Annotated in this window: 12 protein-coding genes; 10 read left to right on the plus strand and 2 right to left on the minus strand. The window is 69.5% G+C overall.

From position 1 onward, the window contains the following. The first annotated feature begins 123 nt into the window (after positions 1 to 123). The 5 genes from QH470_RS14260 to QH470_RS14280 are packed head-to-tail and all read left to right on the plus strand — an operon-like array spanning position 124 to position 4,745. Complete coding sequence (locus QH470_RS14260) at positions 124 to 2,406, plus strand: xanthine dehydrogenase family protein molybdopterin-binding subunit (protein WP_280272839.1); 2,283 nt, start codon at positions 124 to 126, stop codon at positions 2,404 to 2,406. Continuing rightward, positions 2,403 to 3,278, plus strand: coding sequence for an FAD binding domain-containing protein (locus QH470_RS14265; RefSeq protein ID WP_280272828.1), 876 nt, complete (start codon positions 2,403 to 2,405; stop codon positions 3,276 to 3,278). Before QH470_RS14260 ends, QH470_RS14265 begins: the two co-directional genes overlap by 4 nt. Then, positions 3,271 to 3,783, plus strand: coding sequence for a (2Fe-2S)-binding protein (locus QH470_RS14270; RefSeq protein WP_280272829.1), 513 nt, complete (start codon positions 3,271 to 3,273; stop codon positions 3,781 to 3,783). Before QH470_RS14265 ends, QH470_RS14270 begins: the two co-directional genes overlap by 8 nt. Before the next feature lie 18 nt (positions 3,784 to 3,801). Continuing rightward, positions 3,802 to 4,485, plus strand: coding sequence for an SRPBCC family protein (locus QH470_RS14275; protein WP_280272830.1), 684 nt, complete (start codon positions 3,802 to 3,804; stop codon positions 4,483 to 4,485). A gap of 14 nt (positions 4,486 to 4,499) precedes the next feature. Then, a complete protein-coding gene (locus tag QH470_RS14280) occupies positions 4,500 to 4,745 on the plus strand; it encodes a hypothetical protein (protein WP_280272831.1) in 246 nt (81 codons plus the stop codon). Positions 4,746 to 4,787: 42 nt separating this feature from the next. Here QH470_RS14280 and QH470_RS14285 read toward each other — a convergent pair whose 3' ends face one another. Continuing rightward, positions 4,788 to 5,294: a hypothetical protein gene (locus tag QH470_RS14285; protein ID WP_280272832.1), complete on the minus strand. Its 507-nt coding sequence runs from the start codon at positions 5,292 to 5,294 to the stop codon at positions 4,788 to 4,790. Then, the gene (locus tag QH470_RS14290; RefSeq protein ID WP_280272833.1) at positions 5,291 to 5,896 is read right to left on the minus strand and encodes a TetR/AcrR family transcriptional regulator; all 606 of its coding nucleotides are present in this window, start codon (positions 5,894 to 5,896) and stop codon (positions 5,291 to 5,293) included. Before QH470_RS14290 ends, QH470_RS14285 begins: the two co-directional genes overlap by 4 nt. Before the next feature lie 317 nt (positions 5,897 to 6,213). Here QH470_RS14290 and QH470_RS14295 point away from each other — a divergent pair, with 317 nt between their 5' ends. The 5 genes from QH470_RS14295 to QH470_RS14315 form a co-directional block, all read left to right on the plus strand. Beyond that, the gene (locus QH470_RS14295; protein WP_280272834.1) at positions 6,214 to 7,383 is read left to right on the plus strand and encodes an amidohydrolase family protein; all 1,170 of its coding nucleotides are present in this window, start codon (positions 6,214 to 6,216) and stop codon (positions 7,381 to 7,383) included. A gap of 2 nt (positions 7,384 to 7,385) precedes the next feature. Continuing rightward, a complete protein-coding gene (locus QH470_RS14300; protein WP_280272835.1) occupies positions 7,386 to 8,618 on the plus strand; it encodes a M24 family metallopeptidase in 1,233 nt (410 codons plus the stop codon). After that, complete coding sequence (locus QH470_RS14305) at positions 8,608 to 9,729, plus strand: M24 family metallopeptidase (RefSeq protein ID WP_280272836.1); 1,122 nt, start codon at positions 8,608 to 8,610, stop codon at positions 9,727 to 9,729. The genes QH470_RS14300 and QH470_RS14305 overlap by 11 nt, the downstream gene beginning before the upstream one ends. Before the next feature lie 35 nt (positions 9,730 to 9,764). After that, entirely contained in the window at positions 9,765 to 10,751 is a 987-nt protein-coding gene (locus QH470_RS14310; protein WP_280272837.1) for an enoyl-CoA hydratase/isomerase family protein, read from the plus strand. Positions 10,752 to 10,790: 39 nt separating this feature from the next. Beyond that, the coding region (locus QH470_RS14315; RefSeq protein WP_280272838.1) for a CoA transferase at positions 10,791 to 12,015 on the plus strand (1,225 nt) is incomplete at its 3' end.

Below are 12,015 nucleotides of genomic sequence, written 5' to 3' on the forward strand. Positions count from 1 at the left end.
GAGCAGGGCGAGATCCTGGTGACCGGCGCCACCGGCGGGGTCGGCAGCATCGCCATCGCACTGCTCGCCAAGGCCGGGTTCACAGTCGCCGCCGCGACCGGAAAGTCCTCGGAGACAAGCTATCTGCACGACCTCGGCGCGGGCACCTTCGTCGACGACGTGACGCGGCCCGGCATGGCGCACGCCTGCTTCGTCCGCAGCCCGCTGGCGCGCGCCCGGATCGGCGAGGTCGACGTGTCCGCCGCCCTCGAGATGGACGGCGTACTGGCCGTCTACACCGCCGCCGACCTCAACCCCGGCGCCCACGAGATCTCCTACGACCTCGACATGGCCGGTATGCCGCCGGTCCCGCGGCCGCCGCTGGCCGAGGAGGAGGTCCGGTTCGTCGGCGACCCGGTCGCCCTGGTGATCGCCGTGGACCGGTACGTGGCCGAGGACGCGGTGGAGCAGATCGTCATCGACTACGACCCGCTGGACCCGGTGGTCGACTACACCACCGCCGACGAGTCCCCGAACCTGGTACACGCCGGTTTCGCGGGCAACTCGGCCGGGGAGATGGGCGGCCGCCCCGCCTCGGATCTCGACCCGATCTTCGACTCTGCCGCACATGTGGTGCGCCAGAAGATCTTTCAGCAGGCCTACCTGCCGGTGCCGATGGAGACCCGCGGCATCGTGGCGGAGTGGTCCGCGCCGGGCGCGGAGATGACCATCTGGGTCTCCACCCAGTCCCCGCACGAGGTGCGCGCGTTCTGCGCCCGGCTGCTCGGCATCGATGAGCACCAGGTGCGCGTGATCGCCCGCGACACCGGCGGCGGGTTCGGGCTCAAGCAGTTGCCGCTGCGCGAGGAGACCTGCGCGCTGCTGGCCGCCCGCAAGCTGGGCTCGGCCGTGAAATGGATCGAGGACCGCCAGGAGAACCTGATGGCCTCCGGCATGTCCCGGCACGAGCACGCCGCGGTGGGCATGGCCTTCGACGCCGAGGGCACGATCCTCGCCGCGTCCATCGCGCACGTCCAGAACGTCGGCGCGTATCCGACGCCCTCACCGGTGGTCGGCGGCATTCCGGTCGGGATGCTGTTCCCGGGTCCGTACCGGATCACCGAAGCCTCCTTCCACGCGAAATTCCTCTACTCCAACACGGTCGGCCGGGTGGCCTATCGCGGGCCGTGGCAGTTCGAGTCGGTCAGCCGCGAGGTCCTGCTCGACCACGCGGCCCGGCAGATCGGCATCGACCCGATCGAGCTGCGGCGGCGAAACATGTTGCGCCGCGACGAATTCCCCCGGGTGAACCCGAACGGCATGCCGCACGACCACGTCTCGCCGCTGGAGACGCTGGAGCAGGCGATCGAGATGCTGGACTACGACGCGTTCCGCGAGGACCAGCGCGTGGCCCGCACCCAGGGCCGCTACCTCGGCGTCGGCACCTGCACCTATCTGGAGCCGACCACCGGCGCCAGCCCGTTCCTGGCCACCGAGGGCGCCACCATCCGGATCGAGCCGAGCGGCAAGGTCAACGTGTATGTCGCGGGCGGCTCGGCAGGCAACAGCCTCGAGACCACCGTCGTGCAGCTCGCCGCCGACGCGCTCGGCGTGACGCTCGCGGATGTGCGAAGCATCCAGGGCGACACCGCGGTCACGCCGTTCGGCGGCGGCACCGGCGGCAGCCGGTCCGGGTCGATGACGGCGGGCGCGATCGAGCAGACCGCCTCGGTGCTGCGGGAGAAGATCCGCGCCATCGCGGCGCACCGGCTGAACACCACGCCGGAGGAGATCGAGTTCTCCGCCAGCCGGGCCACCGTGCGCGGCAAGCCCGAGTCCGCCCTCACCCTGCGGGAGATCGCCGATATCGCCTACTTCCAGGCCGACTCGCTGCCCCCGGGCATGCAGCCGGGACTGGAGTCCTCGGGCCGGTACAAGACCCCGCAGATCGCCATCTGGGCCAACGCGACCCACGTATGCACCTGCGAAGTCGACATCGACACCGGCGCGGTGAAGCTGCTGCGCTACATCGTCAGCGAGGACTGCGGCCCGATGATCAATCCCAGTGTGGTGGAGGGCCAGATCTACGGCGGCACCGTGCAGGGCATCGGCGGCGCGCTCTACGAGCACCTCGCTTACGACGAGAGCGGAAACCCCGTCGCCACAACGTTTTTGGACTACCTGCTGCCCACCGCCGCGGAGGTGCCGACGATCGAGGTCGGCCACGTCGAGACGCCGAGCCCCGGCCCCGGCAGTTTCAAGGGTGTGGGCGAGGGCGGCGCGATCGGCTCCACCCCGGCGATCCTCAACGCCGTCGCCGACGCGCTGTCCCCGTTCGGGGTGGAGATCAGCGAACTGCCGCTGTCCCCGTCCCGGATCGTGACCATGATCGAGCAGGCTCGCGCCGCCGAGGAGGGGACCCGATGAAACCGGCCACGTTCGAATATCACGCCCCGGCGACCGCGTCGGAAGCCGTTGCGCTGCTGGCGGATCTGGGCGATGAGGCCAAAGTCATCGCGGGCGGCCAGAGCCTGGTCCCGATGCTGGCGCTACGGTTGGCGGTGTTCGACCATCTGGTCGATCTGCGCCGCGTGACCGAACTGCGCGGCATCACCGCCGGTCCGGACGGCGTCCGGATCGGCGCGGGCATGACACACGCCGAGGTCGGCGGCTCCGAGGAGGTCCGCCGGACGGTCCCGCTGCTGTCGCGGGCGACCCCGCTGATCGGGCACTTCCAGATTCGCAACCGGGGCACGATCGGCGGCGCGATCGCCCATGCCGACGCCGCCGGCGAGTACCCGGTGGTGGCACTGACCCTGGACGCCGACGTCGAGGCCCTGTCCCCACGCGGGCAGCGCACGATTCCCGCGGCCGAGTTCTTCACCGGAATGTGGACCACCGACCTGGCCGCGGACGAGATCGTCACCGCGATCACGTTCCCCGCCTGGCACGGCCGATGCGGTTTCGCCATCGAGGAATTCGCCCGGCGCAGTGGCGATTTCGCGATGGCGGGCGCCGCGGTGGCGGTCCGGCTGGACGCCGATTCCCGGATCGACCGTTGCGCGATCGGCCTGTTCGGGCTGGCGCCGACCCCGGTGCGGGCGCACGCCGCCGAGTCGGAACTGGCCGGCCGGCCGCTGGACGCGGTGGAAGCCGAGGAGGTCGGCCGTTCGGCGACGGCCGGGCTGGATGCCATCTCCTCGGATGTGCACGGGTCCGCCGACTACCGGCGCCGGGTCGGGGCGGCAATGGTGGCGCGCGCCTGGCGGCGCGCCGTACAGGAGGCGAGCAATGACTGACGTCGACATCGAGGTCCGCATCAACGGCACGCGGCGCACCGACCGGGTGCCACCACGGCTGACGCTGGCCGACTACCTGCGTGAGCGGTGCCATCTCACCGGCACCCACCTCGGCTGCGAGCACGGGGTGTGCGGCGCCTGCACGGTGCTGCTCGACGGCGCGGCGGTGCGCTCGTGCCTGGTGTTCGCCGTGCAGGCCGACGGCGCGGAACTGACCACCGTCGAGGGCATGGCCGACACCGACGGGCAACTGTCTCCCGTGCAGGCGGCGTTCCGCGACGAGCACGGATTACAGTGCGGCTTCTGCACTCCGGGGTTCATCGTGTCGGTCACGGCGTTCCTGCGCGACAACCCGGACCCCACCGATGCCGAGATCCGCGAGGGGATCTCCGGCAACCTCTGCCGCTGCACCGGTTATCAGGGCATCGTCCGCGCGGTCCGCGCCGCGGCCGACTCGATGACCGCCGCCCCCGATGCCGCCACGCCCAGCACACAGCAAGCGTGACCCCGCGAAGGACTTCCCATGAAACTCGACAACACCTTCAGCATCCCGGTCCCCGCCGCGCAGGCGTGGTCGGTGCTGCTCGACCTGGAGCGCATCGCGCCCTGCGTGCCCGGCGCCACCATCACCTCCCGCGACGGTGACGACTTCCACGGCAAGATCAAGGTCAAGCTGGGCCCGGTCGGGCTGAGCTACAGCGGCATCATCAAGGTCGTCTCCCAGGACGAGGCCGCGGGCATCGCGGTGCTCGAGGGGCGCGGCCGGGAGACCCGCGGCAACGGCACGGCGAAGGCGACCATCACCTGCAAGCTCGTCGAAACCGACGGCGCCACCGACGTTTTCGTCGACACCGATCTGTCGATCACCGGCAAGCCGGCGCAGTTCGGGCGCGGCGCGCTGGCCGATGTCGCGGGCACGCTGATCGGCCAGTTCGCCACCAACCTCGCCGACGAGATCACCTCGTCGGTCCCCGCCGCCGCCGAAGCCGGTAATGTCTCGGCCTTCCCCGGGGCCGACGACGCCTCCACACCGCCGCCCGCGAGCGCCCAAGCGGCGCCGCCGCGCAAGGCGGCCGAGCCGATCGACATCCTGGCGGCCGCGGGCGCGAACAACGCCACCCGCTACGGCGGGCTGGCCCTGCTGGCGATCACCGGACTACTCGTGGCGCTCCTCCGTCGAAAGCGAGCCGCCCGGCTCCCCCGGTGAGGCAGGACGACGACATGATCGCGCCGGTTGGTAACGAGGTTACCCAGAGTAGGAGTGCGGACGCCCCGTCCGCGCGGAAACCGCGGCGGGTCCGGCACATCCGGATCGAAACCGGTGCCTTCGCCATGGACTACCAGGCCTGCGCGGAACAGATCGCCGACATCATGGCCGAACTCGCGTGCGTGGGCCTGGTGGTCACCGTCGACGACGATGTGCGCCCCGATCTTCCCCCGCTCCCCTGCGGAGCACTCTGGGAGTAAGGCGGGCAACACTTTTCGTGTGTCCCGCCCTTCTTCCGCGAACTAACCCACCGGGCTGAGGTCGGCGCCGATCGAGGGCAATGCCGACAGGCCGCTGCGAAACACCTCGGTCGCGCCGACCGCGGCGGCGGGCATCGCGGCGGCGGTGAGGGCTTGGGCCTTGAAGGCCTGCGCCGCGACGCTCAGCCGATGCAGCACCGGATCGACCCGGTGTTCCGGCGGCGTGTGCCAGCCCTCGCCCCAGACCACGACCTCGATTCCGCCGTCCCCCAACGCGTTCAGCAGACCGCGTCGCGCGCGCGGGTCTCCTTCGCACACCTCGCACGCGACCGCCAGCGCGTGCGGCCGCCGCCCCTGACCGCCCGCGGCGAGCACCGATTCCAGCTCCAGCGTCTCCGCGCCGAGAATGCGCAGCGGGCGGGAGTCGGACAGGTCGGCCAGCAGCACCGTGACATCCCAGCCGGCGACGGCGCGATCGAACAGCCAGCCCCCGGCGTGCTCGACGACATCCACGATGCTGGTGGCGACGACGTCGAGGCGGTACCTCATCGCGCCCCGTCCCGACTTAAGTCGCGGGCCAGCGACCGGGTGTACTCGTTGAACACCTCGGTCAGCGGGATCGAGTGATCGAGCAGCCATGAGATCTCCATTCCGTTGATGAAAGCGACGATTTCGATGGCCCGGATGTCCGGGTCTAGGTCGGGCCGATACCGTCCGATCTCCTGGTTGCGCCGGATGATGTCGGCGACGATGCCGACGGCGACCTTCCATCGGTCGAGCAGGCGGTCGTGCAGTGGGGCATCGGGCATCAGGTTCTCCACCAGCATCACCACGAAGGTGCCCACCAGATCCGGGGAGCTTTCGATCCGTTCGGCGACCTTGCGGATCTCCACGATGAGGTCTCCGCTGAGGTCCGCGCCCGCGGCGTCGGCGGCGTCGCGCGCGTCCAGTACCGCGTGCAGCAGCTGGTCCTTGGATTGAAAATGGTGCAGCAGCCCGGCCGGGCTCACCCCCGCTTCCCGGGCGATCTGGGCCAAAGTTGTACTACGCCAACCATTCTGGGTAAGCAGCCGCTGGGCGACCCGCAGGATGCGCTGCCGGCGGTCTTCCCCTTTGGCGAGCAGGGAGGCGTAGGGACGAGGAGTAGTCACGAGTTGCTCTCTTCTCCAAAACCTAGTGAACACACAGTAGGTTGGTTTTGCCGGTGTGACAAGGGTCTCATGCCTGCCCGGCATGGCGACAATGTCGGCGGATACTGACGGTAACCACATTCTCGCAGATGAGACCGCCGAAAGTGGCCGGTGTTGAGCGAGACATGTATACGTTCCTCTCCTCCTGTGATAACTTCATTCCCATGCGGAAGCCGCAGTCTTCCCACGGGGATCGACGCGGCGCGGTCCGCCACTCGCGATCCACGCTGACGGCACGGGAACTTCCGCGATACGAACAGCTCCATTGGAGGGTCAAGATGTCGGTTTCGACCAGCAGTGCTTCGTTGTACCCGCCCGGCGGTTTCGGACCGCCCAAGGACCGCCGCGGTCACGCGCAGGGTTCGCTCGGGCTGCCCGCGGGCACCGAGGTGTTCTCGGCCGACAATCACATCTCGCTGGCCGACGACATCTTCTACGAGCGGTTCCCGGAGAACATGAAGGACCGCGCGCCGCGCATCTGGTACGAGGACGGCGCCTACCAGATCGGGCGCAAGGGAAAGTCGTTCCTGCCCGGCGATTTCAGCAGCGTGCTGATGCAGTACGACCCGCTGGACGGTTCGGGCAGCGCCAATTTCGACGCGCGCGCCGCGGATCTGCGCGCCGACGGCATCGCCAAGGAGCTGGCGTTCCCGAATGCCTTGCTGGCGTTGCTGTTCTACCCGGACAAGGAGGTCCGGGAGCTGGCGTTCCGGGTCTACAACGAGTACATCGCCGATCTGCAGGAACGCTCCGGCGGTTCCTTCTACGGCGTCGGCCTGATCAACTGGTGGGACCCGGCCGGCACTCGCCGCACCCTCGACGAGCTGAAGTCGCTGGGGCTCAAGACATTCCTGCTGCCGCTGTCGGCCGGCAAGGACGACGACGGCAACGTCATCGACTACGGCAGCACCGCGATGATCCCGGTGTGGGATGCCATCGAGGAGTCCGGGGTGCCGGTCTCCCACCACATCGGCGAATCGCCGCTGTCGGCGCCGTGTGAGGTCAACAGCGTGGTGGTCGGCATGATGCACAATGTCGCGCCGTTCCGGGAGTTGTTCTCCAAGTACGTGTTCAGCGGCATCATCGACCGGCATCCGGGCCTGAGCATCGGCTGGTTCGAGGGCGGCATCAACTGGGTGCCGTCGGCGATCCAGGACGCCGAGCACATGAACGCGTCGTATCAGCACATGTACAACCGCCCGATCGACCACGAGGTGCGGTACTACTGGGACAACCACATGCGGGCGTCGTTCATGGTGGACCCGCTGGGCCTGTCGCTCATCGATCACATCGGCCGGGACCGCGTCATGTGGTCGTCGGACTACCCGCACAACGAAAGCACCTGGGGCTATTCGGAAAAGTCGCTCGCCGGTGTGGTGGCGGCGGTCGGCCCCGAGGACGCCGCCAAGATCGTCAGCGGCAACATCACCGATTTCCTGGGGCTGTAGCCATGACATCGTCCACCACCGGCGCCCCGGCCCTCGTGATTCCCGAGGTTCCCGATCGGGCGCGCATGCGGCGCGAGACGGGGGCGCGGCTGCGCTCGGTAATGGCCCAGCAGGGCGTCGACGCGCTCGTCCTGCTGAACAACAGCAATGTCGTGTACGCCACCGGGACCAACTGGCCGCTCGGCGACGCCGGGCTGTCCCATGTCGAACGGCCGGTCGCGGTCGTGGTCGCGGGCGACCCGTGGCCGCACCTGTTCCTGCCGTTCCGGGAGGGCACCTCCGAGGAGACCGACCTGCCCGCCGATCATCTGCACGGGCCGGTGTATCTCGAATTCGACGAGGGCGTAGCGCAATTCGCGAAACTGCTCGCCGATCTGATCCCGTCCGGATCGACGGTCGCGGTCGACGAATGCACCGGCGCCATGCGCCGGGCGGAGTCCGGTCTGTTTCCGAGCGGACCGCCCTCGGACGCCGCGCTGGTGGTCGGTCCGGCGAAGCTGATCAAGACACCCGACGAGATCGCCTGCATCCGCACCGCCGCGCGCATCACCGATCGGGCGATGGTCGACGTGCAGGCCGCGCTGGCGCCCGGACGACGGCAGATCGACCTGTCGGCGCGCTTCATCCGCCAGGCCTTCGAACTGGGCGCCACCGCCACCATGCTGGAGGCGATCTGGCAGGTCATGCCCGACACCAAGGCCGAGGGAGTCTGGACTACCCACGGCGACCTGGCGCTGCCGCTGCTCACCACCGAGCGCGAATTGCAGGCCGGGGATGTGCTGTGGACCGATGTCAGCATCACCTACGGCGGCTACTGTTCCGACTTCGGCCGCACCTGGGTGGTCGGTCAGGAGCCGAATGCGCGGCAGCAGAAGCAGTTCGAGCGGTGGCACGAAATCCTCACCGCCGTACTGGATGTCACCCGCGCCGGGGCGACGGCGGCCGATCTCGCGCGGGCCGCGACGGCCGCCAACGACGGCGTCGAACCCTGGCTGCCGCATTTCTACCTGGGTCACGGAATCGGGGTCAGCGCGGCCGAAACGCCCATGATCGGTACCGATCTCGGGCCCGAGTTCGACGAGAACTTCGTGTTCGAGCCGAACATGGTGCTGGTCCTGGAGCCGGTGGTCTGGGAGGACGGCACCGGCGGCTATCGAAGCGAGGAAATCATCGTGATCACCGAGGAGGGCTCGATCGCCCTCACCGACTACCCGTATGCGCCCTATGGCCACTGAGGTGATGCCCGACGATCGCGCCCTGCGGCATGGGCGGCGCGATCGCGCACTGGCACAGATGCAAGCCCATGACCTCGATATTCTCGTTCTCGGCCGGCAGGCCAATGCCCGCTATCTCGCGGGCGCGCCGCAACTGTGGGTCGCCGGGACCCGGCCGTTCGGGCCGGTGGCGACGGTGGTGCGCGACACGGGCGCGGTGCACCTGCTGAGCACCTGGGACGAGGGCATCCCCGACGACATTCCGCACGAGCACCTCTACGGCCTCGCGTGGAATCCGATGACCACCATCGCGGTCCTGCGCGCCATCGAAGGCGCGGCGACCGCGAAACGGGTTGGCACGGACGCGCTTTCGCCCAACTTCGCGAAGCTGCTGCCGCTGGCGTTCCCGAACGCCGAACTCGTCGACGGCGAGCAGGCCATGCGCAGCGCGCGGCGCATCAAGACCGCGGAAGAGATCGCGGTGCTGCGCAATACGCTGCGGGTGGCCGAGGCGGGCCTGGCGACCACGGTCGCCGCGCTGACGCCGGGCAGTAGCGAGCACGGGCTGATCGGCGTGCTGCTGGAGGCGATGACCGCCGGTGGCGTCAGCACGCCCGCATCGCAGGATTCGGTCTGGGTGACGTCCAAGGAGCATCCGTGGCGGCGGGCCGGATCCGACCGGCTGGTGCGCCCGGGCGACCTGGTGGCGGTCCATGCCGGTGTCCTCGGCGACGGGTACATCGGTGAGGTCGGGCGGACCTATCCGGCCGGCGACGCCGGCGCCGAGGCCGCGAAGTTGTACCGGCGGCGAGACGCGTTGTGGGACAGGCTGGTCGAGGCCTGCCGCCCCGGCGCGGCGGCCGCCGACCTGCTCACCGCCTATGAGACCGCGGGCGAACCGTTACCGCCGATGCCGGTCGCACGGGGCCTCGGGATGGGCTTCGACCCGCCGGTCGTGTCGCCGCACCTGCGGGCCACCGCCGCGGCCGAGCGGCTGGAGCCGGGCATGGTGCTGTCGGTCACCGGCTATGTGTGGCAGTCCGGCGTCGGCGCGGTGTTCGGCCGCGACGCGGTCCTGATCACCGACGACGGCCGCGAGGTGCTGACCTCGGCACCGCACTGGGAACCCTGATTCCCCTTCCCCTCTCCGGCAAAGGAGCCCCGATCATGCCCGGACCCGACCAGTCCACGGCGGATTCCGACGACCGATCCGCGGCCGAGAAGATCATCCGCTTCGACAAGGATCCGAAGACCCGCATCGCCACGATCACCTTCGACCGGCCCGATCAGCTCAACGCGCCCACCATCGCGGCGCGGCTGCGCTACGCCGACCTGCTGCACCGCGCGAGCGTGGACGACGAGGTGAAGGTGCTGGTTGTGCGCGGCGCGGGCGACGACCTCGGCAGCGGCGCGGACCTTCCCGAGTTCATGGAGGTGCAGAATTCGCCCTCGCAGGGGCCGCGGCTGGCCGAATACAAGATCGGGCCGGACGAGGTGCGGTATCCGCCGAAGGAGTCCTTCCGGCACGGCGCCACCATCAGTCAGTGGTACGCCAATGCCCAGGCCGGGTGCCGCAGCCTGCAGGAGTTCAAGAAGATCAGCATCGTCGAGGTGAAGGGCTACTGCTACGGCTGGCACTTCTATCAGGCCGCCGACGCGGACCTGGTGATCTCCTCCGACGACGCGCTGTTCGGCCACCCGTCCTTCCGCTATTACGGCTGGGGGCCGCGGATGTGGACGTGGGCGCAGACCATGGGGCTGCGGCGGTTTCAGGAGATGGTCTTCACCGGGCGGGCGTTCAGCGCGCAGGAGATGTACGACTGCAACTTCCTCAACAAGGTCGTCGCCCGCGCGGATCTCGAGGTCGAGACAGCGAAGTACGCGCTGGCCTGTGCCCGGAACCGGCCCACCGACACGGTTTTCATGCAGAAGGTCTTCTTCGAGGTGATGAAGCAGCATCAGGGCGAGTACATGGGCAGCCTGCTCAGCGGGTTCTTCGAGTCGATGGGTGGCCACATCCACGCCGACGACGACGGTGATCTGATGCTGGACAACGCCTTCGAGGGCGGGCTGAACAACTCGGTGAAGGACAACGACGCGCAGTTCCCGCCAGAGTTCCGGCTGAGCAAGTCGGGCCGCGACAAGCAGGAGTGATCGGCGCGGGCATCGGTGAGCAGAAAGTCGGTGGGAGACATGGCTTCGAGGAATTCCGCACGCACCGAACAGCCCGTCGAGCCGCCGCTGCGCGGATGCGTGGTGGCCGATCTGTCGACGGGAATCGCGGGCGGGTACTGCACCAAGCTGCTGCGCGACGGCGGTGCCGAGGTGGTGAAGATCGAACCGCCCGAGGGTGATCCGCTCCGGCGGTGGTCGGCCTCGGGAGCCGAGATCGAAAACGACTGTGACGGTGCGCTGTTCGAATTTCTCGCGGGCGGCAAGGCCAGTGTGGTCGCCGATCCGAATGTCCCCGCCGACCTCGATCTGGCCGAGGCGGTGCTGGCGGCGGCCGATGTCGTGATCTGGTCGCCGGGCTCGCGGCTGGCCGAGCATCCCCGGTTCGCGCCCGCCGTCCTCCGCCGCGCGCACCGGCATCTGGTGGTCACCACCGTCACGCCGTTCGGGCTGGACGGGCCGTGGAGTGGCCGCGCCGCAACCGAATTCACGCTGCAGGCGTGGTCCGGTGGCATCGTCGGACTCGGGCGCGGCGCACCCGATCAGGCACCGGTGCACGTCGGCGGCCGGATCGGCGAATGGTTCGCCGGTGCGTACGCGTCGGCGGCGACCATGACCTCCCGGCTGCGCACACTCGGTTCGAGCGCCGGCGAGCTGGTCGATCTGTCGATCCTGGAGACGCAGATTCTCGGCCTCACCTACTTCCCGGTCTCGTTCTTCGAGGCGCTGGGGCGGCCGTTCCGCACCGAGCGGCGGCTGAGCGTGCCGGGTGTCGCCGCGGCGGCCGACGGACTGGTGGCGCTGGGTTGCGGCACGGCGCAGCAGTGGTTCGACCTGTGCGCGATGGTGGGGCACGCGGAGTGGATCGACGAGGACGCCGACCTGTCGATCACCGAGCGCGCCACCAAGCACGCCCCCGAGATCTTCGCCTGGCTGGCCGAGCAGCCCGCGGAGGTGATCCGCGATCTCGCCACCGCCTTCCGGATTCCCAACGGGCCGGTCGTGCACGGCGCCAACGCCACCACCATGGATCATCACGTCGCGCGACGGGCCTTCACGGTCAATCCGCGCGACGGTTTCGTCCAGCCCGGTCCGCCGTATCGGACCCGGCCCGGGCTGGTGAGTGGTCCGGCGGCCGCGCCGCGGCTGGGTGAGCACACCGAGCGGTACCGCGGGGGGGCCCCCCCCGGGCCCGGCGGGGGCGCCCGGGGGCGGGCCCGGCGGCGCGGCGGGGGGGGGGGCGGCG

The organism is Nocardia wallacei, from assembly GCF_029868745.1.
GTDB lineage: Bacteria > Actinomycetota > Actinomycetes > Mycobacteriales > Mycobacteriaceae > Nocardia > Nocardia wallacei_B.